The organism is Flavobacterium frigidum (assembly GCF_048286795.2).
Window position 1 is genome coordinate 66,366 of sequence record NZ_JBLVPT020000002.1, and the last position, 24,079, is coordinate 90,444.

Genomic DNA, 24,079 nt, shown 5'->3' on the forward strand with positions numbered 1-24,079 from the left:
ATTTTCACTATTTTTGCAAAAAAACAATCCATAATGATTGACTTAGAGTACCTCGCTTTCCTCGAAAATATCCTAACCGATAATCGCAAAGAAAAATTTCAAAAAGTATTGCAAAACAGAACCAAGCATTTTACAATTGCTGTAGAGGATATTTTTCAAATGCACAATACCAGCGCAGTAATGCGGAGTTGTGAAATTTTCGGAATTCAGGAATTAAATGTTATCGAACAGCGTTATGGGAAAAGTATCGACAAGGAAATTGCGATGGGCGCTCAAAAATGGGTTGACATCAATACCTTCGACAGCATTACAAATTGTCTAGATACGTTAAAAAGTAAAGGGTATCAAATCATAGCTACTACTCCACATGAGAATGATTGCTTGTTGGAAGATTTTGATATTTCGATACCTAGTGCTTTATTTTTTGGAACAGAAAGAGACGGATTATCCGAAGAAATTTTACAACGCGCCGATGGTTTTCTAAAAATCCCCATGGTAGGTTTTACCGAAAGTTTGAATATTTCAGTTTCGGCGGCAATCATCATTCAAAACCTGACGAATCGATTGCGCAATTCAAACATCGATTGGCACTTATCCGAAACTGAAATTTTGGAGAAGCGTTTGGCTTGGGCCAAAAATTCAATTAAAGATATTAAGCGAATCGAAGCGCGATATTTTGAAGAACATTAAAACGTTGTTTCACTCTCCAGTTGTATGTCTTTTATGTTACTCGGATTCATTTTATAGCGGTATACACCGTTATTTCCAATAGCAAATAAGGTATTGTCGCGTACAATTAAATCAAAGCAATTTTTGTCAATGGCATGCACTAAAACAGGTTCAGCAGGATTTTGAATATTGAATATCTTGATCACATCATCGCAAACCAATAAATAATCCGCGTTGTAAAAACTAATGCCTTTAGGTTGCGTGAGTGTTCTGCTGTGAATTAATTTTGGATTCGTTAAATCTTTGGTGTCATAAACTTGTAAAACGTTAGTGTTGTTGCCGCAAGTGGTATTCGAATTTAAGGTTACATAGGAGTGCGTGCTATTGGCAATGACTGGATCACAAGCGGTAAAGTGCTGTACGCTTGACAATTTTGTTGGGTTTTCAGGATTGCTGATCGAATAGATAAACATTCCATTTCTAGATCCAATAAACAAATTATCGCCGTATGAAAACAAGGTTTCAATATCGAAACCAATAGGTATTTCATTGATTTTTACGGGCTTTTCTGAGTCAATTAGCGAGAATACATTCAATTTCATCTGGTCGACACCGTATAAATAGTTCCCTTTTATGGCAAAAACAGCTAGTGAACCGCCTTGCCCTATGTCGCCATTTTGTGCGCTGTCACTTTGTGAACAACCGATTATGAATAGTAATATTACTAAGGATATAATTTTTTTCATGTTTTACTTGGTTAAAGTCCAATCGATTATTATTTCATCTTGATTTGTGTTGGCCACGGAACCATTTGGAGCTTGCTTTTGCGGAAACACATTTTTGTTTCTGTTAGTAACCGTAAATTTTTTTGTCGCAGGATCGAAAGTGGCAGTGACTAAATCTACTGCTTGATTGATGTACACCGTATTTCCTTTGATGGCTAAGTCAGTAGCGCCTGGAGCTTTTATAAAATGGAGTCGGATAGGTTTCTTAGGATCGGTGTAATCATAAACATGAAAACCTTTATTGACATCGTTTATAAACATTAAATCGTCCTTAATGTAGATTTTCCCCGATTTAATAATAGGCTGTGCGTTTTGAAAAGCAATGGAGGTTTCGAGGGCGCTCCGAGTAATAATAACCGGTTTGTATTCTTGACGCGCAAAATCACCGGTATCCGTTGTAGGCCAACAGGAAACGAACAGAAATGAAACCAGCATAAGAATTACTATTTTTTTCATTGCAAAATGTTTTTATAAAGATATCAAAAAGAGGATTTGGTTGCGTTATGATAGTGTTATTGTTTGTGTAGCGAGATATTGTAGTTGACGAGTGAAATTTTGCAACGCGCCGTCGGTTTTCTTAAAATCCGATGGTAGGTTTTCACGAAAGTTTGAACATTTCGGTGTCGGCGGCAATCATCATTCAAAACTTGACGAATCGATTGCGCAATTCAAACATAAATTGGCACTTATCCGAAACTGAAATTTTGAAGAAGCGTTTGGCTTGGGCTAAAAATTCAATTAAAGATAGTATAAGAATTGAAGAACGGTATTATGCTGATAATGTGAAATAGTTATTTTATATTGCTACAGTTGTATTCTTTATTTAAAAAATAGCATGTAACTTGTACTGTTTTCATAAAACAAGATACTTTATCGAATACTGTATTTAACGCATGATTAAAAAAGAAAAACAATGAAAGAATTTAAAAATAGCAATGAAAATTTAATAAATACTATATTGCCAGCTGGAGCAGAGGGAGTAATTGCTCCTATTTTAATTCCAAAAGAAGATACAGAGAATAATAAGGAGTACTGCGCTGGTTATTTCCAGAGACCAAAGGTTTTATTTTTTGATGTAAATGAAACGTTGCTGGATCTTAATGTGATGAAAAAAAGTATTGGTGCAGCGCTTGGAGATCGTCCTGAGTTAATGCCTTTGTGGTTCACTACAATGCTTCAATATTCATTGGTTACTACAGTAGCAAATCAATATCATGATTTCGGAACAATTGGAGCCGCTGTACTTATGATGGTTGCCCACAAAAATGGAATTGCTATAACGGATAAACAAGCGAAAGATGCTGTTGCCGCAATTTTATCATTGCCTGCACATCCAGAAGTGAAAGAATCACTCTTACTTTTAAAAAAAGAGGGTTTTAAATTGGTTGCCTTCACTAACTCTTCCAATAAGGCAGTTGAAACGCAACTGAAATATGCGGGAATTCATGATATATTTGACGATGTGTTGAGTATAGAAGATGTAGCTAAATTCAAACCACATGTAGATACCTATAATTGGGCTGCTAGAAAAATGAGATTAAAACCAAATGAATGTATGTTGATAGCGGCGCACGGTTGGGATGTTGCTGGTGCAAATTGGGCGGGTTGGCAAACGGCTTTTGTCAGCCGTCCGGAACAGCAATTGTTTCCTCTTGCAAATTTACCTGAAATTAATGAAGAGAATATTTTATCAGTTGCTCAGAAGCTAATCTCAATACCATTTCAGCAGTTCTAATCATTTAAAAATACACGAATCGATTGCGCAATTCAAACATCGCTTGGCACTTATCCGAAACTGAAATTTTGGAGAAGCGTTTGGCTTGGGCCAAAAGTTCTATTAAAGATAGTATAAGAATCGAAGTGCGATATTTTGAGGAACATTAAAACGTTGTTTCACTTTCCAGTTGTATGTCTTTTATGTTACTCGGATTCATTTTATAGCGGTATACGCCGTTGTTCCCAATAGCAAATAAGGTATTGTCGCATACAATTAAATCAAAGCAATTTTTGTCAATAGCATGCACTAAAACAGGTTAAGCAGGATTTTGAATACTTACAAATACACCTTAACAACGTCATTGAGTTACAGTTTTATAAAAGACTTTTTTGCACAAGTCACGCCAGCCGATGACACGAATAAAAATTTTATAACCACAAGAAATGTAGCGAGTCAAGCAGTATGGAACCTGAGCGTTTCCTATCCTTTTAGTCTAAAAAATGGCATGATGTATTTGTTAATGTATCTGCTTCAATCAATTCTAACAACGGATATAAAAACCTACAATTTAGTGTAATATCATTTATAATTTTAGCAATAGCGAAACTAAAACGGCAAAACGAAGCTCAAGTATAGAAAAGGAAAATAAAGGTTATGAGTTTAAAAGAGATTTTAGTTAAGCACAGTTATTGAAAAACGAAGCGTTTAGCTGTGTTATTTAATTAATTATCGTGACCATCACCGTCGAAGTAAATTTCAGAGATGGCAGTATTTTGTTTTTTCCCTTAATCGAAGCACAAGTATTAATTTAAGTACTGAACTCGCTTTTAACAAACTATATGTTCTAGCTGTTAGCCGAAGTATTATTTGTACTTTTCAAATAACCATTTAGGAATTTCTTCGGTCATTAAAAAAGGAGCGACAATATTATTATGATTTAGGTTACTAAAAGTTGTAAAAATTAAATTTTTGTTTGAAGATAATTTTTTAAACAATTCAACACTTCCATGATAAGGATTTTCATCATCTTTTTCGCCGTGAATAAGCCAAATATTTTTATTATTTAATTTTTTAAGATTTGAGAAATCAGGAACTGCTGCAACCGAAATAATTGCCGCAAATTTATTTGGTGCAATATTTAGTAAATTTTGTGCAGTTGAAGCACCCATGGAATAACCAATTAAATAAATTCTATTTTTATCAATGTTAGGATATTCTTGTTCAGTATTTTGAATTAATTCCAATAAAGCAAAAACATCGCTTGAAGGTTTTGAAATTGGAATACCCTCAATATTTTTTTCATAATTTGATGAACGCTTGTTGAATTGCGGTGCAATATCATAACATTGATATTTATTATAAATTTCAGGCCTTAACCAATTTTTCGCAAATGGTTCAAGTTGATTTTCATTATCATTTCCAATTCGAGAAGAGTTGTGAAAAGTAATTATTAATGGATATTTCTGGCTTTCAATATTATTCTTTGGTGTTAAAAGTCTGTACGGAATTACTATATCTTTTTTAGTAAATATTTTTTTTTCAAATACTTCAGTATTTATATTGTTTAGTGAGTTTCTATTATTTACAAAAGTTAAACTGTCAACAGTTGTGTCGCGGTATTCTTTGTTTTGTGCAAAAATAAAATTTGCAGTTAAACTCAAAAAAATTATCGTTAGAATTACTTTTAAATTTCCTTTATACATAATGTTTTTCTAAAATTACTGCCAATATTTCGAGTTGCATCAAGTTGCAAACCTTGTAACCGATTATTTTTTGTTAAAAATTAAATTTTTTGCGGAACATAAAAGTTAATTACCTCTCTACTCATATTTTATACTTGCATAACCTACCCAATGTTTTTGAGTGGCTATAGCTGTAGTTCCCATACCTAAATCTTCTACTTTTATAAGGTCATGATCTATACTTGATGCGTAACCTAAAAAAGTCCCTATCAAAGGTTTGTTGTATAATGCCTGATTTAATTTATTGGCAAAACTCACTCCAAAAGGTACAGAATAACGACCACACCAAACCCATTTATATTCTTTGTAATCCCTATTTTGTAAGGTGTATTCTGTAAATGTTTTTACTTTTACTTGATTAATTTCGTTTACTAAACACTTCTCAATGATCTCCATATCTAAAGCTCTAGCTTTTTTAGTACCTATATCATCTACTCCAAATGGAGCTAAATCACCACTCCAATTTTCAGTACCATAATGTACAGCATCGTTAGAAATGACAACTGCGACATCCTTTCCATATGTAAGATGCTTTTCTTTTAAAATTTTTGATACAACATCAGAAAGAACATCGCTTATGCTTTCAATTGTTTCGTAATTGATGTACGGCACCAGTATTGGAATAATTTGTAGGTTCTTGTTTTTGCGATGTAAAAAAGGTATGATAGCTTCTAATGAATGTTCTAACTCTTGCATATCGTTATGAACTAGGTAGGAAGATTGTGGCAGTTGCGCCATAATTTCAGCATTTAAATCAGACACTTTTAAATCACCATAAGGCGATTTCCAATGAGTGAAATCTCCAAAGATGATTTTGTCCTGAAGTTTAAAGTTTCGAGCGCGATGTGCAACACCAATCAAAATAATTGTGTTGGCATTAATTCCTTTAAGCGATTCGTAGTACAAACGTCCAGCGTATTTATAATCGTCATGCGGACTTATAGCAGCTTTCCACTGCTTATTATTTTTAGAATCCTTAATCCCTAAACGGTTATAAATAGAATCTAATTGCCAATTGTATTTTGTAAAACCAATCGTATCATGCACAGGCCGAACTTTCTTTTCTAGTGCTAGGTCTGGTACTGCATTTTTTATATTTTTTTCAATTTTACAACTGAAACAACACAAACAGATTAGAATAAGTAGTAATCGCATAATAAATTTTATTTCAAGCAATTTACGCTTAAAAACGCTATCTGATAACGGTCGCAATTTTTAGATCCATTTTTGTTTTAGGATACTGTTTGGTTTAAGATTGGTGAATTGCTACTTTGAGTCTTTCTCATATATTGCTAAAATTTTAGGTTGTTTTGCATGCTGTTGTGTGCACGGTTTGCAAATCCGCACTAACTAAGTACTTCAGCCGTTATATTGCCAAACTACTATTATTGGTTCGGGCTTTTATTAAAACTATTTCCAAGTTTCGTTGTTAGATTCAAAATTATTGGTCTGATAAATCTGTACGCGACCAGACCAATAACTGCAACTATTAGTATAAACACTGTTGGAATTATTGCTCCAAAGGTGTACGTCATACCAAGAATAAACCCTAAGATAAATTCTGAGTAATATACAGGAATAATAAAGCTGAGTACAATTATAATATAAAGAACATTGTCTAAGAACGGTTTATACTCATTTGTAAAAGAAGTTGAAAGCAAAATTCCAAACGCTAACCCTGTCATAAAAAGCCAAAAAACGGTGCTAAAAGCGATATTTGTCTGTTGAGTATGTGAAATTTTTTTATCAAGTCTCTTTTCAATCCTACACAAAAGAAACCAAGTAAGTGTAGGCAATAATATACCACTCCACCAATTTGAGATTGAAGGAAGGTCTTGTTGATCTAGAATGTGATGACTAGTGACACCACCATGAAAATGCTCCCAAAAAAGGAAGCTGAAAATTAAAAATGTCACAACACCTACAATAAGGGCTTTTATCTTCGTCAAATTTTGTCTTTGCATGTGTATTTTAATTTGCTGTTTTTATTTTATTGTATGTCAGCCAGACCGCTATCGTTTGGCCGCTTTGAGATGGCTGAAAATTCGTAAACGCTCAACTTCGGCTTGACGAAAACGTGATGCAAAATAATAATTCCACTAAATTCTAGGGAGCTCAAAATGGGGATTAGGCGATGTTTATTATTTATCTTCTATTTTCGTGTCAATGAATTCGTATTCAGCATTTTCAAAACTTACACCAATCTGTTTTGATTTAAATTTCACGTGATTTTCGTCAACAAAACTATAAGTATAAATATCAGTTTTTCCTGAATCAAAATGTAATTCGTGAAATTCTCCATTTTCAATCCACCATTGTCCTTTTTCAACGAAACTATCAACATCGCCATTTTCAACTGTCGTAAATAAAAGTAAAAAAGTGCCATCTTCAAATCTATGCTGAATCCAGTACTTTACAAGGCCTTTTTTCTGGTTATCAATCTCTGAACCTTTCCAACTTCCAAACATTTTATTGTCTAGTTTGTTTTCTTTAGAATCTTTTTTTTGTGCGTTTGAAATTGTAATTATTCCTAAAAATGCAATTAATAACAGTTTTTTCATAAGTTTTTTAATTTATTTAAAAGTAATGGTTAATGGTACTTTGCTATTTACAACTTCGCCCATGCTTTTGGCAGGAATCCATTTTGTTTTCAATATGAATTCTTTTAATTTAGTTGTAAAATATGAAGCATATTTATAGTTTGTTTTATTTTGAAAAGTTAATTCAATATCTATGTTAGTAATATTTCCGTCTTTGAGTAATATGAAATCTGCTGAAATCCAAGAATAAGAATCTTTTTCATTTCTAAACTCAAAATCATCAGGATATTCTGCAATTTTAAAAAAATCATTTTTGTAATTTTTAAAAAATTCTGTGTAATTTTTATCATTTGGATATCTCGATAAAGTATCACATTCTTGAAAGTCATAAATTTTATTCGGGTTATTTATCACATATTGTTTTTCAGCAATAATTGTTAAAGAGTCAATGAATTTTTTTCCAAATCGTTTGTCTATTTCTTGTCGCATCTTGTGTGCATAACAATTTTGTAATTCGCCTGGAACTGTGCAATAATAGGAAGCAGAATCGATGCTCATATTGTATTTTGAAAGCAATTTATTCATTTCTTCATTGCCTCGATATTTTACGACCATTCCAAAATAATGAAAATAAGTTAGCTTATTTTGCTCAATATCTTTTTCGGCATTTTTAGTTTCTATTTTGCAAATCGAATCCCAATATTTGTTTCCGGAGTCAATTTCAACTATTTTTCCCTTCTGTGTTTTACTTTTTTCTTCTTGATTTTGAGAAGTTGATTTTACACAACTAATTAAAGTGAAAAGTGTTATGTAATATATTATTTTCATTTCTTTCGTATTTTCGGTCAAAATATCGTCCAACGTTTCGCCACTTTGATATGTCTAGTAATTCCTAACCTTTCAATTTTTCGACTTAACGAAAACGTGTTGTGAAATGATAATTCCACTAAATTCCAGCTAGCTCAAAATGGCTGTAGTACGATCGTATTTTTAAGAAATCCAAGCTTCTTCAACTTTATCTATTATCCATTTATCTTTCATTTTTTTAATGAAAAATCTGTAACCGTGTCCACATAGTCCACCGCAAATAACCGAGCTTGTTAATATGCCATATTTCTTTTCTGTATCAAATTGAATTCTTGAAAAAGAGACTACACCCCAAAAACTATAAGCATTTTTGCTTTCCCAAACTCTTTCGTTCATTTTGAATTTGGTTATATATTTTACTTTAAAGTGTTTTGATGAAGTAAATTTTTTATGTTCTATTGAATATTCTAAAGTGTCAAACTCTTTGTTTTTATATAAAGAGACATTTTTATGACGGTTTTTTAATTCATTTCGTTCAAATGGTTGTATTCGGGATATTGTATCTAAAATCACAATAAATATTCTTGAAGTATCTTTCTTTATTTCGGCTAAATGTTTAGTATATTCCTGTTTTAGTTTGTCTTTGTCTTTAGGTTGAACTCCTATAACCTTGTCGTTTTTATCTAGTTTCACAAATGAAACAGAATTAGAAATTGAATTATATACCCATAAAGAATCGATAAGATTTGGATAAATTTCAAGCATAACATTTTTTTCAAAATCTAATTCGGATGTTTTATTATCACAACTAGAAATTAAAATTATAAGAAATAAGATAAATGTTATTTTATGCAGTTTTTTCATAATATGTCACACAGCGTCTTGTTAGTAGGCGATGGTCGGGCTAAATAAAGCAATTATTTTCGGATTATCACTAATTTGCCAAATACAAAACCATTTTCCCATTAAGCCTAATTCCCGACTATTGCTTACTAGCTGTTGGCAGGAGTTCATTTATTCGTATTCAGTTTTATTTCTTAATCTTTTTAGCAAATTGTTTTTTTCTAAAAAATTAAATCCAAGATTTAATGTAATAAATTTATCTTTTTCAATTTGGAATTTATAATATTGACCGTCAGTTTCAACTTTCTTCTGTTTATCATTTGACCAATACCTAATTATATATTTTGATTTAAAGTTTACATTTTCTTCTTTGCAATTTTGTAGCAAGTTGGACAAATAAAAACATTCAGATTTAGTTAACACACAAATTTCATTTCCTTTTTCAAAATCTCCGAACCCAAAATCAATATATGCTTTTGAATTTTTAAATTGCTCAAGTCGAATTTTTTGATTTAGAAAAATTATCGGCAAAACTGCCCATTTTAATTCTGTTGGCGATTCCCTTCCGTAATCAGTTATAGTTTTGATAATCTGATTGTTTTCAATAAAGGTTACTGTTAATGTCATATCATCGGTATGATTTGCAATATACTCGTCTTTTAAATTAATGTAATTTGCTTTTTTAAAATCAGCTTCAATCTTTAAAAAATCTTCCTGACTAATTTTCGATTTGTAAAGACCTTTCTTGTTCACATACATTTTTCCATTATAAATTATTTCTCCAGATTTTGAAATAATAATATCTGTTACTGGACAAGAACCATAACATCCCGAAGTTGAAACAATAATTTTATCAAAAGAGCGGACTTTGGCAGTATTATAATTTCTTTTAGCAAATTTTTCTTTTGATTTGTCTTTGTATTCTAGTATTAAAGAGTCTTTAGTCAATTTATCGATTTTTACATTCTCCCATTTATTACTTGTTAAATCATAAGTTTCTAAACTGTTATCTACTATTTTATATTTAGTTTGTGTACCTAAAAATTGATTTTTTTTTCTGCCTTCACTATCATTTTTATTTTTACCAAAATAACCAAGTTTGTTTTCAAAAACTCTGTTTTCAGCAAAATAATATCCAATATTACCGTCTCTATTTTGTCGTGGCGGTAGTATTATAATCTCACTATTTTCAGAAATTTCAATTTTTTCAATAACTTTTTCCCAATCTCCAACGATTAGTTTTTCATAATTTCTAGTTTTGATATTGCAAGAAATTAATAATATTGATAAAATAAATAATGTTTTTAGTTTTCTCATTTTTTTTGAATTCCTGCCAACTTGTATCGTTTGACAAAATCAGACCTAGCACCTCAAAATAGGATAGATAGGTCTGATGAGCGTCATCCTTTATTTATTTTCAAATATATAAATTAATCGCTGAAAATACTTATAAATATATTAGTAGTTTATTTATTTTCCAACATAGATTCTTTGAGTACAGGATTAGTATGGAAAACCGTAAACAAAGTTATGTATCGCTAAATCCCTAGCCCCGACAGCAGCGGAAAGCCTATGCCGGTTGAAAACTACTTTTTTCTGGTGGTGGCAGAGCGACCAACGGAAGCTCCTGCCAGTGCCTAGAAAAAGGGTTTGAAACCCAATAGCTTGCAGCGTATGGCGGGAATAGCTCCCGAAAAAAAATATGTATAAAAAAACTCCACTACTTGCGCAGTGGAGTTTTATGAATCTTGAAATAAAAGGTTTTAGTTCACTAATACCCATTGTCCTGAAGCGATTAGGCTCTCGGCTTTTTTGTATTTCATTTCTTGTGTTTGTCCGTTGGCCACATTTTGAATCGTAACATTATCATTGCGATTAATTTTTGGCATGTCGCGCACAATGGTTTCGGTTACTTGTTTTTGTTGGGTTTGTCCAGCCTCACGGTTGGCCGCTTCGCTACTCACAATCTCGTCTTTACTCAATTGATAATCGTCTTGTTGACGTACTTCTTTCGCTTCTTGAATTTGTTGGTTTTCTTGAGCTGGTAAATCTCCTTTGAACAAGAAGGAAATCACTTCTTTATTCACATTATCGATCATGGCTCTAAACAAATTGAACGCCTCGAGTTTGTAAATAAGTAATGGATCTTTTTGTTCGTGTACCGCAAGTTGAACGGATTGTTTCAATTCATCCATTTTGCGTAAGTGTTTCTTCCAAGCTTCATCTACAATAGACAAGGTAATATTTTTTTCGAAATCAGCAACAAGTTGAGCTCCTATGGTTTCGTATGCTTTTTTCAAATCAGTAACCACATTCAACGATTTGATTCCGTCCGTAAAAGGAACTACAATACGCTCAAACTGGTTGTTCTTGTCTTCGTAAACGCTTTTTATAATAGGGAACGCTTCTCTGGCACTTCTTTCGGTTTTCTCGGTGTAATATTCCAGCGTTGCTTTGTATATTTTACCGGTAAGTTCCATCTCCGTCAATTTGCTGAATTCACTTTCAGTAACTGGTGAAGTAATCGAGAAATAACGAATTAATTCGAATTCGAAGTTTTTGAAATTATTTGCTGCCTTGTTTTGGTCTACAATCAATTCGCAAGTGTCATAAAGCATGTTTGCAATATCGAGTTTCAATCGCTCTCCAAATAAGGCATGACGACGACGTTTGTAAACGACTTCACGTTGTGCGTTCATTACGTCATCATATTCTAATAAACGCTTACGAACACCAAAGTTGTTTTCTTCTACCTTTTTCTGAGCACGTTCAATAGATTTAGTCATCATAGAATGCTGAATCACTTCGCCTTCCTGCAATCCCATTCTGTCCATCACCTTTGCTACTCTTTCAGAACCAAACAAACGCATTAGGTTGTCTTCAAGAGATACATAAAACTGAGAACTTCCCGGATCTCCTTGACGTCCTGCACGACCACGCAATTGGCGGTCTACACGACGCGAATCATGACGTTCTGTTCCTACAATTGCTAATCCACCAGCGGCTTTTACTTCGGCAGATAATTTAATATCGGTACCACGACCTGCCATGTTGGTTGCTATAGTAACCACGCCAGGTTTTCCAGCTTCTTCAACAATTTGTGCTTCTTGTTTGTGCATTTTTGCATTCAAGACATTGTGTGCAACGCCTCTCATTTTCAACATTCGGCTTAACAATTCTGAAATCTCTACCGAAGTGGTACCAATAAGAACTGGTCTTCCTGCTTTAGATAATTCCGTTACGTCTTCGATTACGGCATTGAATTTTTCACGAGTCGTTTTATAAATAAAATCCTCTTTATCTTTTCTTGCCATTCCTCTGTTCGTAGGAATTTCTACTACGTCTAGCTTATATATTTGCCATAACTCGCCCGCTTCTGTTACTGCAGTTCCAGTCATTCCTCCCAGTTTGTTGTACATTCTGAAATAATTCTGTAACGTAACGGTTGCAAATGTTTGTGTAGCGGCTTCGATTTTTACATTTTCTTTGGCTTCAATCGCTTGGTGTAATCCGTCAGAATAACGACGACCGTCCATGATACGACCCGTTTGCTCATCTACAATCATGATTTTGTTATCCATGATTACGTATTCTACATCTTTTTCGAATAAAGCGTAAGCTTTCAAAAGTTGTGTCAAGGTATGAATACGCTCGCTTTTGATTCCGAAATCTTGAAACAATTGTTCTTTTTCTTCGGCTTCAGCGTCTTTATCTAATTTTTTCTTTTCGATAGCTGCAATTTCAGTTCCAATGTCTGGAAGGACAAAAAAGTCTGAATCGGTATCGCCAGAAAGGTATTTGATACCGTTATCCGTCAATTCAACCTGATTGTTTTTTTCTTCAATAACAAAATACAATGCCTCATCAATCTTGTGCATGTCTCTCTTGTTGTCCTGCATGTACTGATTTTCGGTTTTTTGAAGCAATTGTTTAATTCCTTCTTCACTCAAAAATTTAATCAATGCTTTGTTTTTTGGCAAAGCACGATACGCTCTCAACAATTGGAATCCGCCTTCTTTAGTATTCCCTGCTGCGATTAATTTTTTTGCATCGGATAAAAACCCATTGGCCAACTGACGTTGTATGCTAACTAAGTTTTCAATTTTTGGTTTTAATTCATTAAATTCATGACGATCTCCTTGTGGTACCGGTCCTGAAATAATCAATGGTGTTCTGGCATCATCAATCAAAACTGAATCAACCTCATCGACAATGGCATAATTGTGTTTTCTCTGAACTAAGTCTTCTGGCGAGTGTGCCATGTTATCTCGTAAGTAATCAAAACCAAATTCATTATTTGTTCCGTACGTGATATCGGCGTCGTATGCTTTTTTTCTTCCTTCTGAACTTGGTTGGTAATTGTCAATACACTCAACAGTCATCCCGTGAAATTCGAATAATGGCGCTTTCCAAGTACTATCTCTTTTTGCCAAGTAATCATTCACAGTTACTAGATGCACACCGTTTCCTGTCAACGCATTTAAGTAAAGCGGTAAGGTGGCTACCAATGTTTTTCCTTCACCGGTTTGCATTTCGGCTACTTTTCCTTCATGCAACACCATTCCGCCAATTAATTGTACGTCATAGTGAATCATGTCCCACGTAATTTCTTTCCCTGCAGCACTCCATGAATTTGCCCAAATTGCGTTTTCACCATCTAAGGTAATGTAGCTTTTGGTTGCTGAAAGTTCGCGATCAAGAGGTGATGCAGTAACTGTAATCTCAGTATTATCTTTGAAACGTCTTGCTGTTTCTTTTACAACGGCAAATGCTTCTGGGAGAATTTCTAATAATGTTTTTTCAGAAATATCGTAAGCTTCTTTTTCTAATGCGTCTATAGCAACGTAGATATCTTCTCTTTTGTCAATATCTTCAATGCTTTCTACCTCTAGTTTAAGTGCTGCAATTTTAGCGTCTTTATCAGCGCGTGCTTGTTTTATTCTATCCTTAAAAAAAGCAGTACGTCCTCTAAGCTCATCATGAGATAATGCCATTAGCGGAGTTTCAAAAGTTTTAATTTTGTTTAAAAACGGTTGTAAAACTTTGACATCTTTTTGGGATTTATCCCCAACAAAGACTTTAATAATACTATTTATAAAACTCATAATATGTTTTTATTTCTGTTTGTGTAATTCTGTAAATTTAAACAAAAAAAAAGCCTCTTTTGAGACTTTTTCTTGGTTTACTTTTTAATATTCGTCCTCGTTCCAAAGATAATCTTCGTCAGTAGGATAATCAGGCCAAATTTCTTCCATTGATTCATATATCTCGCCTTCGTCTTCTATAGACTGAAGGTTTTCTACTACTTCTAATGGAGCTCCTGCTCTAATAGCGTAGTCAATAAGTTCGTCTTTGTTAGCAGGCCACGGTGCATCGCTTAAATAAGATGCTAATTCTAATGTCCAATACATGTATAGTCTATTTAGTTTTGTGCAAAAATAAATTTTTTACTGAAAAAGACAAGTAAAAAATGATTTATTTTTAGTTAAAGTTAAGAACGTCTTTTTTAGTTTAAAGTTTCAGGTTTAAAGTTTAACGTTTTCGTATCAAAAACTTCGACTAAAAACCGCTAACTACTTCCTCGGAATCCATTTTACTTCATCCGCATTAAGATCGTGAGACAACTTCCGTGCCAACACAAAAAGGTAGTCAGAAAGTCGGTTTAAGTACTTGATTGCGATATCCGCTACGGGTTCATTATGGCTTAAGTGCACTGCTAATCGCTCTGCACGGCGACAAACGCAACGTGCTATATGACAATATGACACAGTAGTATGTCCTCCAGGAAGTACAAAATGAGTCATGGGTGGCAAGGCATTTTCCATGCTGTCGATTTCATTTTCTAATAATTCTATATCAGATTCTATAATGCCTAGTTTTTTTAAACGCAGTTCGCCGTTTTTCTTGACTTCTTTTTCTGGCGGTGTTGCTAAAATGGCACCAACCGTAAAGAGACGATCCTGAATTTCGATAAGTATTTCTTTATAATGCGCATTCATTTCTTGATCGCGAATTAATCCTATGTGTGAGTTGAGTTCATCAACGGTTCCATAGCTTTCAATTCGGGCGTGATCTTTTGGGACTCTGGTTCCACCAAAAAGGGCTGTGGTTCCTTTATCTCCGGTCTTTGTATATACTTTCATTTAGATTATAAATTGTTGATTAACGATTTTAGATTTTAGTCTTTTGAAAACGAGGTCAAACTCTTTTAAAACTTTGAAAAAACAGTTTTTTTTAACCATTAAGAAATTAAGTTCATTAAGTCTTAATTTTCTTAATGGTTTAAATTTATTTAAGTTTAAAAAGGTTAAAAGTGTTTACCTTGATTTGAAAACTAGGGCAAATGCTTTTAAAACTTTGAAAAAACAGTTTTTTTTTAACCATTAAGAAATCAAGTTCATTAAGTCTTAATTTTCTTAATGGTTTAAATTTTTTTAAGTCTAGAGGTTAAAAGTGTTTACCTTGATTTTAAAACTAGGGCAAACGCTTTTAAAGCTTTGAAAAAACATTTTTTTTTAACCATTAAGAAATTAAGTTCATTAAGTCTTAATTTTCTTAATTTCTTAATGGTTTAAATTTTTTTAAGTCTAAAGGTTAAAAGTGTTTGCCTTGATTTGAAAACAAAATTACTGTATTAATTCCACAATTGCGTTAACAAAGCGTTCCAGTGCGATTTCGCTGAGATTGAAATATAAATCGGGTTCAATACATTCAATTTCCATTAAATGAAGTTCGCTATTTATGATAATTCCGTCTACTCTGGCATACAATAAATGATCTGGAAATGTATTTACAATTTTTTGGGCTTTTTCAATAAGTGTTGTAGTTGGTTGAACCAAAGTGTACTGTCCTCCAAATAGCGATTGAACTCTAAAATCGCCATCAACGGGTTTTTTGTTAACGGCATGAGAGAATTTTTTATCGAAAAAGATAAAGGAAGTTTCTCCTATTGTTTGAATCTCGGGCATGAATTCTTGTAGAAGCAACTCTTTTTCAGCTGCAATACTTATGTACTTTTCATTGATTGTTTGTATTTCGGAAACATTAAATACTTCGGTGAGATAGGATCCTGCTGAGAATGCTGGTTTTATAACGGCTCTTTTCCAGTGTGACGGAATCACTTCAGTAAGATTAAGATGGTTCGTTTTGTCAATAAAAACGGTTGGTAAAATTGTAACTCCCAGTTTTTGAAGATCGCGCAAATAAAACTTATGAATATTTTGCTGGATTATTGCGATAGGATTGAGTGTTTTGATTCCCAGTTTTTCTATTTGGTCGAGCCAAATTTTAAATTCGGTTTCTTTCTCGAAATAATCCCACGTATTGCGAAAAATCAAATAATCAAAGTCGGTCCAATTAACGGTTTTATCGTCCCAAATAGTGGCTTTAGCGTCGATGTTGTGTTTGGCTAATTCCGTAATTATGTTTTGATCTTCCGGATTTAAGTCAGGAAGTTTTTCGCAGGTTAAAATGGCGATTTTCATTTTATAGAGGTATTGTATGATGATGGTGAACGCAATTATTATGAGGATTTCCTAGCCCGGATAGTAGTGGAGATCCTTTTCTAAAAGCGTGCAGCCTTTTTTGGCTGAAAGGTTTTAGAAAATATTGTAGCGGATAGCCGGATCAGCTCCCGAAAAAAAAATTATTTAATTGTATCGCTTTCAATGAGTCCATCACGCAAACGAATGACTCTGTGGGCATAAGCGGCAATTTCTTCTTCGTGTGTTACCAAGATTACCGTATTTCCGTTGGCATGGATGTCTCCAAAAAGTTTCATGATTTCTAAGGAGGTTTTGCTGTCTAAATTTCCAGTAGGCTCATCGGCAAGAATGATAGAAGGTTTGTTTACCAAAGCACGCGCAATAGCCACACGCTGGCGTTGTCCTCCAGAAAGTTGGTTGGGTTGGTGATCCATTCTATCGGCAAGGTTCACTTGTTCGAGTACTTCGGTAGCTCTTGTTTTTCGTTCCGATTTTGAAAATCCAGCATAGATCATTGGTAATGCTACATTATCTAATGCGGTAGTTCTTGGTAAAAGGTTGAAGGTTTGAAAAACAAATCCAATTTCTTTGTTCCGAATCTCGGCTAATTCATCATCTCGCATTTGGCTGACATCTTTTCCGTTCAGAATATAACTCCCAGAAGTTGGTGTGTCTAAACATCCTAATAAATTCATTAAAGTTGATTTTCCAGAACCTGAGGGGCCCATTAATGCAACGTATTCTCCTTTATTTATTTGTAAATCAATGCCTTTAAGTACGTAAACGATTTCATTTCCAAGAACAAAATCTCGTTTGATATTGGTTATTTGGATGAGCGGGTTTGCCATTAGATGATATGATTTTTGACCTTTGACGATGCGCAGGCAGCTATTAAATTAGATTTTAAAAGTACAAAACACTTTTGAATTAATAATAAGTACCTGTTTCTTAAAATTTGTTACATTTTATACCTGACTTTTAAATTTTAATTCACAGGGCAAAGTCAAACTCTTTTTGTTTTTACTGATTTGACAAAAAAATCCAATTTTTATACACCAAAACAGTTAATTATAATTTATACTATTTAAGAGTTAATTTATATAATTCACACATATATTTCATTTATTTCATAATTACATATAATATTTATAAGATTTTTGGATTATAATTACGAATTGAATAATACTTCTTACATTTACATAAATAATATTAATCAAATCAAGTTGTTATGAAAAGTACAAAAATGGTGTTAGGAATAGCGGTAATCGCTTTAGGATTTACTTCATGTAAAGATGAAAAAGCTGTAGAGGCAGAAAAAACCGTAGATTCATATGTAATGTATGTGGACTCATTGGGTAATGTTGCTTCTGAGGATGCTAAAGAAAATTGGGACGGAATTGAAGCTACATATCAATTAAAAAGTGGAGATGCTCAAGCGGCATTGGCTAACATGAAAGACAATACAGCGGCACAAGAACGTTTGGCTGCTGCTACTGCAAAGTATGAGGCAATGAAAGCTAAATATGAAGCAGAAGTGCAAGATAATGCTAAAGTTGCTGTAGCGGCTAATCCAAAACAACAATTAAGAAACGCTTTGTTTGGTGAAGGAAAAATAGGCGAAGACATGAATTTTAGTTGGGTAAACAAAGATAACATTCTTGGGATTTATCAAAATTTTGTAAATACTGTAGATAATAATAAGGATGCGTATTCTCGTGAGGATTGGGACGAAGTTAAATTGATGTACGAAGCATTAGATAGCAGAAAAAATACAGTTGAAAAAGAAGGTCTTTCAGGAGACGATAACAGAAAAATTGCTGGTTTAAAGTTGAAGTTTGCACCAATGTATACATTGAACAGAATGGGAGCTAAAAATGGTGAAATGCAAAGAGCTAAAGAATAAGGTTTATTAATTCACTTTTGAAAAATGACAGTCAGCAATGGCTGTCATTTTTTTTTAGATTCGAATTATAAAATGTTGTTTGGGTTGTTCCCGCCTAAAAAAGACCAATCCCCACTGAAAGGTATCTATGGTGACCGTTACTTTTGGATGGGTTTTTATAATTTCCCAAGCATTTTTCATTTCTGGCGACCAATTGATGTCGTCGATTATCCAAACCGTTTCATTTGTAATCGTAGGAAGTAATAAATCGAAATAGTCTAGTGTTGCTTTTTTGGAGTGGTTTCCGTCGAAATAGATAAGTTTAAAGTTTAAAGTTTGAAGTTGTATGTCACCCAAAAAACTACTAAACTCAGTTACGATTGGATTTACATTATCAAAATTGAATAATTGTAATTCACTTTTTGCAATTGCCATTGTGTTAGGACAACCTTCAAGCGTTGTAATTTTGGCTTTTATCCCGACGCTTTGGGATCCTAAAGAAAGTGCAGCAGTAGCCAATCCTAACGAAGTTCCAATTTCTAAAACAGAGTCAGGCTGAAAATAGTGGGTGATTCTAAATAATAATTCGGCTCGTTTTCTAGATATTCCAGCGGTTTTGGCAATCTGAGCAATCACTCTTGTATTCGATTTGAAAACTTTCGAACCCGCACCAAAATCAGTGACTTCAATAGTGTTCTTATTTGCTAAAAGCGAGTTTCTATACTTCCTTAATACTGCATATTCCGGTTTTGATTTTTTATCATAGAAACATTTTGTCAGTAAACTAAACACAAACGGAGAATGTACCGCATGCTCATTTTTAGAGTGCCAAAGAAATTTAAGGTAGGATTGGATTTGAAATAACATAGTCATTATTACGCAAAGGTTCGCAAAGTAAAAACGCAAAGATACACGGAGATTTTTTAAAATTTGAAAACAAAAAATAAACTTTGCGAGGCTCAGTGTTTGCTTTGTGAAGCTTTGCGAAATAGCGCTTTAACTTTAAAAATATCCGACTTTAAAAAACCTATCTTTGCGCGCTTAGAATTTCCACCAATATTACATTCACTTTTTACAATAATGATTGAATTACCAGATACTAAAACGGCCATAACTTCAGATGAAATTGAGAAATGCATCGCTATTTTAGCCCAATTAAATTCCGATACGGATCAAATTTTTGATATCCCAAAAGAACAACGAACGGCATTAATCAAAGCGGCTGGAATGTTTTCCAGACCTGATCGTGACGAGTTTTCTAAACGTAAAAAAGATGGGAAATTAGTTGCCAAACGTAAAAAAGAAAAGCAAGATAGAACCGCAAGGAAAGAAACTGGAATTCGCTCTGCACGTGAAGCGACTATTTTTATAGCACCAAAGCTTTTGGCTTTTAATGATTTGGCTAGCAAAGAGCAACTAGAATTAGAAACTCCACGAAACTGTTACGTTTGTAAAACCGAGTTTACTAGGATGCACCACTTTTACGATTCGATGTGTGCTGATTGTGGTGATTTTAATTATGCCAAACGTTTCCAAACCGCCGATGTAAAAGGGCAAGTTGCCGTTATTACAGGTTCTAGATTAAAAATTGGCTATCACATTACGTTGATGCTTTTACGGGGAGGAGCAACCGTTGTGGCAACTACACGTTTTCCAGTCGATTCGGCTTTGCGATTTTCTAAAGAGCCTGATTTTATGGATTGGGTACACCGTTTGAAAATTCACGGCTTAGACTTGCGACACATTCCGAGTGTGGAGATTTTTTGCAATTTTATCGAGCAAAAATACAAGCGATTGGATATTCTGATTAATAATGCGGCCCAAACCGTGAGACGTCCTGCCGGATTCTACACCCATTTAATGGAAAACGAAGAACGTTCCATTGCTTCTTTACCACAACAAGCACAAGAATTATTACTGGATCATACGAATTGTCTGGATGAATTGAAAGTGTTGACCACTGGTTTTTCATCCAATGAAAATATGCCTGTCACTTGGCACGGACCAGAACCTGGAATTGGGTTGCGGGCTTCAGCCAAATTATCGCAGATTCCCTATTCGTTTGACAATGCCTTGGTAGCGCAAGAAGTTTTCCCAGAAGGAGAACTCGATGCCGACCTTCAGCAAGTAGATTTGCGAAAAACAAACAGTTGGCGACTAAAATTAGGTCAAATAGAAACCACGGAGATGATCGAAGTGCAGCTGGTGAATTCTGTAGCACCATTTGTATTGTGTAACCGCCTTTCGGAAGTGATGAAGAAAGACAACACAGGCAAAAAACACATCATCAATGTTTCTGCTATGGAAGGGAAGTTTTACCGCGATTTCAAGGAAGACCGACATCCGCATACCAATATGGCGAAAGCCGCTTTGAACATGTTAACGCATACTGCCGCAGGTACTTTGGCTAAAGACGGAATTTTTATGAATGCAGTAGATACGGGTTGGGTAACCGACGAAGATCCTGCAGAATTAGCCAAAAGAAAACAGGAAGAACAAGATTTTCAACCGCCATTAGACATTGTTGATGGCGCTGCTCGAGTGATGGATCCGTTGTTTGACGGAATTAATACTGGAAAACATTGGTGCGGCAAGTTTTTAAAAGATTACAATCCGATAGCCTGGTAGAAAGCCCCCTAACCCCCGAAGGGGGAATTTAAAATTGTCATAGAAAAAAAACCACAACAGAATTGGATTTTGTTGTGGTTTTTTGTTGCTGTTAATTAGTGTTTGGATTATTTATGCGCAATCACGGTTTGCGGATTATGATCCGGCTAAGGGTGTCCCGAAAATACCGACTGCAAGTTCAATCCAAATTAGGAGAAGCGCTGCCAGAATAACTCCACAAAGAAGGATTCGATGATTGGTTTTTTTTACCTTTCTTATGACAAGCTCACAAATAAAACCAGTGCCGAGAAGTAAGACCCCAGCAACCACAAAATCGAACAGGGTCCAGTTTACTTCATTTGTGAATTGCATTGCTATTAATGGGATGAGCAATAAAACTACTACTGTGAGGACGATTCCAATAAGCCTTTTGTTTTCCATAATTATAATTTTCAGGTTTATAGATTAATTTGGTTGTTTGTAATACGAAAGTAAGGTCTTCAATCAGTTAAATTACAAATAAAATTTACAACAGAATTGGATTTTCAGAAGTTTTTTGTGCTTACTATTGTGGCCGCAAAGTCAGAGATATTTTTGCAGCGTAATCAAGAATTGCTGTGTATTTGGAAGAGCGGGCGTTCATTGTTCGTGATATGCACTCAACGAAAACCTAGCTTTTTGCTGTAGTCTATTTTTTTTGTAATTCTTGTTTTACAATTTGGTCAAAATTATCTTTATTTACTTTGAGATACTTATCTAAAAGTTTATAATAATTATCATCAGTTTTTCCACTACAAATAAGTTCTAATACTTTATCAAAACCTTTTTCGCGTTCTAATTTTCGCATAAATATTGCAGAAATAGGAAATTTTATTCTAATTGGATGTTGAAGAATATTGTTCTTTTGAAAAACTTCATATAGTGATTTGTCTGGATTTTCTTTTATGAAGTTTTCTAATAGCTCAAAAATTTCTGATGGCTTTCTCCCCCAATAATCAGTTGTGTAAATATTGTATCCTTCTTCTGCTGTCCAATTCCTAATTTCATTTCCAAATTTTCTTTCAAAATATAAATGCGTTAAATCGTGGTTATATTCCTCTAAATTTGTTCCAGAAATAAAAATTTGTCCTTTATCTAAAATCCAACTAGAACGCACATCTCCATTTATTTGTAAAAAGTAATCAATCCCAAGAAGTTTATAAACTTCTTGTATGTCTTTACATTTGTAATATCCAAAAGCAATTGGGCTTAGATTCAGTTTTTTAGCAATTTCAGCATTATATTTTTCAAATTTTAAAGCATTTTCTTTATTAAAATTATCATCAAAATGAAAAGTTATTTTTTTTTGTTTTTTGTAATTCCAGTTTTTTACATTCTCTTCAAAAGGACAGTAGAAGTTAAAATTTCCGTTTTCACTCTTTGCTATAACTGAAAAATTAATACGGTTTAAAATTTGGTTTTTGTCATCAATTCCGAAATATGAAATATCAATTTTATAAGATCTATCAGATTGCAGAACTATATTTTTTAAGTATGGTTTGAAAAATCTTGTACCATATTTATCACTATTTTGAATATTATTAAAAATATCAAAATAATCTTTGTATTTAAATAAATGAACTTTCGCAATTACTCCAGAGTTAACATTGCCATTTTCAATATCTTGAATAAATATTTTGAGATTTTCAATCAGATATTTTTTTGCTATCGAATCAGTTGGGATTTTAATTTGCGGAGTGATTATTAAGTCTGAATTTTGTCCAAAAGCTAAAAATGTTACGCTTAAAAACAGAATAAGAAGAACAGATTTTAAATAATTTTTCATTTTCACATCCTATTTTTATAAATTACATCCAACCTGTAAATAAAACTAATGAAATCATCTCAACCTACCATTATATGGTGTCTTAGTCTGATAAAAATCAAAATTTATATTTATCAAAAATATATAAAATAAACTACAAAACACCAATCGGATTTTTATTTAATTATTATTTTTCTTACTAGTTAAAAATTGGTTTTTGTGACTATAATTGTGGGCGCAAAGTCAAATACATTTGCGCAGCGTAATCAAAAACCATTGCATACTTCGTAGAGCGGGTAGTTTTTGAAGGGTTATAATTCGATTGCTTGGTAGAGATGGTATGTTTGAAAATAAAAAAACCACAACAGAATTGGATTTTGTTGTGGTTTATCAATTTGTTAATACAAACATTATTTACTATTCTTCTAGCATTTTTTCGACCTCTTTTTGTAATATGGGTAAATGTCGAATTACAATTCCCCAAATCACATCATCAGAAACAGAATCATAACCGTGAATTATTCTATTTCTAACATCAACTATTTTTCTGGAGTTCGAAATAATGATTTCGCTATCTTCTTTTAAAATACGGTTCATTGCTTCGCCAATGATTTCGATATTCCTTTCGATGGCTCTTTTTGTTCTCACATCATTTTCATAGGCTTTGAATTCTTTTGGTTTATCAATAAAATAACTTTCTATTTCATTGATGGAACTTAAAATATCATAAAGCCAAGTTTTAATATTATTGTCCATAAATCAGTTGTTTATTTTGATTTATAGTTTGTCGAAAATAAGGATTTTTAATTGCTTTTTCTTCAAGCAAATCAATTTCTCTTTTTAGTATTGTTTCTAATGAAAATTTCAAATCATAATAATTATCTGCATAATCTAAGACATCTATAAGTTGAAATTCAACGATTAAGTCAATGTCACTTTCCGTATTGAATTTTTCAGTTAAAACAGAACCAAATACATGCAATGACTTAACATTATGCGTTTTGCATAATTTTGTTATAGCAGCAGTATGGATTTCAATTGGATTCATATTTTATCAAGGATAATTCAAAAATACGCAAAATAATTCATTTACGGGAATTGTGTATAAGTTGAATTTCAGACTTATCAATGCTTTGGGTTATTATTTGTGTACAAAATATAATTCTGAACTATGATACTGGTACAAGATGATTAATGTA

General features: G+C 33.3%; 24 protein-coding genes and 1 pseudogene. 6 read left to right on the forward strand and 19 right to left on the reverse strand.

Annotated elements, in window-relative coordinates:
* The first annotated feature begins 33 nt into the window (after positions 1-33).
* A complete protein-coding gene (locus ACNQGB_RS03865) occupies positions 34-690 on the forward strand; it encodes a TrmH family RNA methyltransferase (protein ID WP_417944383.1) in 657 nt (218 codons plus the stop codon).
* On the opposite strand, the gene ACNQGB_RS03870 is transcribed toward ACNQGB_RS03865, so the two are convergent.
* Together ACNQGB_RS03870 and ACNQGB_RS03875 are read right to left on the reverse strand one after the other, a co-directional pair.
* Complete coding sequence (locus tag ACNQGB_RS03870) at positions 687-1,415, reverse strand: LVIVD repeat-containing protein (protein WP_417944384.1); 729 nt, start codon at positions 1,413-1,415, stop codon at positions 687-689. The genes ACNQGB_RS03865 and ACNQGB_RS03870 overlap by 4 nt on opposite strands.
* A gap of 3 nt (positions 1,416-1,418) precedes the next feature.
* Positions 1,419-1,910 carry a hypothetical protein gene (locus tag ACNQGB_RS03875; RefSeq protein ID WP_417944385.1) on the reverse strand — a complete coding sequence of 164 codons (492 nt, stop codon included), beginning with the start codon at positions 1,908-1,910 and terminating at the stop codon, positions 1,419-1,421.
* 84 nt (positions 1,911-1,994) lie between these two features.
* On the opposite strand from ACNQGB_RS03875, the pseudogene ACNQGB_RS03880 reads away from it, so the two are divergent.
* From ACNQGB_RS03880 to ACNQGB_RS03890, 3 genes and pseudogenes are all read left to right on the forward strand, one after another.
* Positions 1,995-2,245: pseudogene (locus ACNQGB_RS03880) on the forward strand (TrmH family RNA methyltransferase); the annotation flags it as partial.
* 122 nt (positions 2,246-2,367) lie between these two features.
* Positions 2,368-3,189 (forward strand): haloacid dehalogenase type II, encoded by an 822-nt coding sequence (locus tag ACNQGB_RS03885; RefSeq protein ID WP_417944386.1) that lies wholly within the window; start codon positions 2,368-2,370, stop codon positions 3,187-3,189.
* 310 nt (positions 3,190-3,499) lie between these two features.
* Complete coding sequence (locus ACNQGB_RS03890) at positions 3,500-3,748, forward strand: hypothetical protein (protein WP_417944387.1); 249 nt, start codon at positions 3,500-3,502, stop codon at positions 3,746-3,748.
* A 286-nt stretch (positions 3,749-4,034) separates the two neighbouring features.
* Here ACNQGB_RS03890 and ACNQGB_RS03895 read toward each other — a convergent pair whose 3' ends face one another.
* The 12 genes from ACNQGB_RS03895 to ACNQGB_RS03950 form a co-directional block, all read right to left on the reverse strand.
* The gene (locus ACNQGB_RS03895) at positions 4,035-4,832 is read right to left on the reverse strand and encodes a carboxylesterase family protein (protein WP_472777070.1); all 798 of its coding nucleotides are present in this window, start codon (positions 4,830-4,832) and stop codon (positions 4,035-4,037) included.
* 159 nt (positions 4,833-4,991) lie between these two features.
* Positions 4,992-6,068: an AmmeMemoRadiSam system protein B gene (amrB, locus tag ACNQGB_RS03900; protein ID WP_417944389.1), complete on the reverse strand. Its 1,077-nt coding sequence runs from the start codon at positions 6,066-6,068 to the stop codon at positions 4,992-4,994.
* A gap of 230 nt (positions 6,069-6,298) precedes the next feature.
* Complete coding sequence (locus tag ACNQGB_RS03905) at positions 6,299-6,877, reverse strand: hypothetical protein (RefSeq protein ID WP_417944390.1); 579 nt, start codon at positions 6,875-6,877, stop codon at positions 6,299-6,301.
* 177 nt (positions 6,878-7,054) lie between these two features.
* The gene (locus tag ACNQGB_RS03910) at positions 7,055-7,474 is read right to left on the reverse strand and encodes a hypothetical protein (protein WP_417944391.1); all 420 of its coding nucleotides are present in this window, start codon (positions 7,472-7,474) and stop codon (positions 7,055-7,057) included.
* A 12-nt stretch (positions 7,475-7,486) separates the two neighbouring features.
* Entirely contained in the window at positions 7,487-8,281 is a 795-nt protein-coding gene (locus ACNQGB_RS03915) for a hypothetical protein (protein WP_417944392.1), read from the reverse strand.
* 162 nt (positions 8,282-8,443) lie between these two features.
* The gene (locus tag ACNQGB_RS03920; RefSeq protein WP_417944393.1) at positions 8,444-9,124 is read right to left on the reverse strand and encodes a hypothetical protein; all 681 of its coding nucleotides are present in this window, start codon (positions 9,122-9,124) and stop codon (positions 8,444-8,446) included.
* A 150-nt stretch (positions 9,125-9,274) separates the two neighbouring features.
* On the reverse strand, positions 9,275-10,420 hold the full coding sequence (locus ACNQGB_RS03925) for a DUF6438 domain-containing protein (protein WP_417944394.1): 1,146 nt from the start codon (positions 10,418-10,420) through the stop codon (positions 9,275-9,277).
* Positions 10,421-10,866: 446 nt separating this feature from the next.
* A complete protein-coding gene (gene secA / locus ACNQGB_RS03930; protein WP_472777071.1) occupies positions 10,867-14,208 on the reverse strand; it encodes a preprotein translocase subunit SecA in 3,342 nt (1,113 codons plus the stop codon).
* Between the two features lie 84 nt (positions 14,209-14,292).
* Complete coding sequence (locus ACNQGB_RS03935) at positions 14,293-14,514, reverse strand: DUF2795 domain-containing protein (protein ID WP_007138072.1); 222 nt, start codon at positions 14,512-14,514, stop codon at positions 14,293-14,295.
* Between the two features lie 162 nt (positions 14,515-14,676).
* Positions 14,677-15,246 (reverse strand): cob(I)yrinic acid a,c-diamide adenosyltransferase, encoded by a 570-nt coding sequence (locus ACNQGB_RS03940; protein WP_417947085.1) that lies wholly within the window; start codon positions 15,244-15,246, stop codon positions 14,677-14,679.
* A gap of 483 nt (positions 15,247-15,729) precedes the next feature.
* A complete protein-coding gene (locus tag ACNQGB_RS03945; RefSeq protein ID WP_417947086.1) occupies positions 15,730-16,587 on the reverse strand; it encodes an ATP-grasp domain-containing protein in 858 nt (285 codons plus the stop codon).
* Positions 16,588-16,748: 161 nt separating this feature from the next.
* Positions 16,749-17,435 carry an ABC transporter ATP-binding protein gene (locus ACNQGB_RS03950; protein ID WP_417947088.1) on the reverse strand — a complete coding sequence of 229 codons (687 nt, stop codon included), beginning with the start codon at positions 17,433-17,435 and terminating at the stop codon, positions 16,749-16,751.
* A 380-nt stretch (positions 17,436-17,815) separates the two neighbouring features.
* On the opposite strand from ACNQGB_RS03950, the gene ACNQGB_RS03955 reads away from it, so the two are divergent.
* Complete coding sequence (locus tag ACNQGB_RS03955; RefSeq protein ID WP_417947090.1) at positions 17,816-18,490, forward strand: hypothetical protein; 675 nt, start codon at positions 17,816-17,818, stop codon at positions 18,488-18,490.
* 54 nt (positions 18,491-18,544) lie between these two features.
* Here ACNQGB_RS03955 and ACNQGB_RS03960 read toward each other — a convergent pair whose 3' ends face one another.
* Positions 18,545-19,336: an O-methyltransferase gene (locus tag ACNQGB_RS03960; RefSeq protein WP_417947092.1), complete on the reverse strand. Its 792-nt coding sequence runs from the start codon at positions 19,334-19,336 to the stop codon at positions 18,545-18,547.
* A gap of 213 nt (positions 19,337-19,549) precedes the next feature.
* Between ACNQGB_RS03960 and ACNQGB_RS03965 the strand changes: the two genes are divergently transcribed.
* A complete protein-coding gene (locus ACNQGB_RS03965) occupies positions 19,550-21,097 on the forward strand; it encodes an SDR family NAD(P)-dependent oxidoreductase (protein ID WP_472777072.1) in 1,548 nt (515 codons plus the stop codon).
* Positions 21,098-21,232: 135 nt separating this feature from the next.
* Here ACNQGB_RS03965 and ACNQGB_RS03970 read toward each other — a convergent pair whose 3' ends face one another.
* From ACNQGB_RS03970 to ACNQGB_RS03985, 4 genes are all read right to left on the reverse strand, one after another.
* A complete protein-coding gene (locus ACNQGB_RS03970) occupies positions 21,233-21,517 on the reverse strand; it encodes a hypothetical protein (RefSeq protein WP_472777073.1) in 285 nt (94 codons plus the stop codon).
* A 247-nt stretch (positions 21,518-21,764) separates the two neighbouring features.
* Positions 21,765-22,901: a hypothetical protein gene (locus ACNQGB_RS03975; protein WP_309760804.1), complete on the reverse strand. Its 1,137-nt coding sequence runs from the start codon at positions 22,899-22,901 to the stop codon at positions 21,765-21,767.
* Positions 22,902-23,297: 396 nt separating this feature from the next.
* Positions 23,298-23,636, reverse strand: coding sequence for a HepT-like ribonuclease domain-containing protein (locus ACNQGB_RS03980; RefSeq protein WP_309760806.1), 339 nt, complete (start codon positions 23,634-23,636; stop codon positions 23,298-23,300).
* The gene (locus ACNQGB_RS03985) at positions 23,626-23,928 is read right to left on the reverse strand and encodes a nucleotidyltransferase family protein (protein WP_309760808.1); all 303 of its coding nucleotides are present in this window, start codon (positions 23,926-23,928) and stop codon (positions 23,626-23,628) included. Before ACNQGB_RS03985 ends, ACNQGB_RS03980 begins: the two co-directional genes overlap by 11 nt.
* Positions 23,929-24,079: the final 151 nt, after the last annotated feature.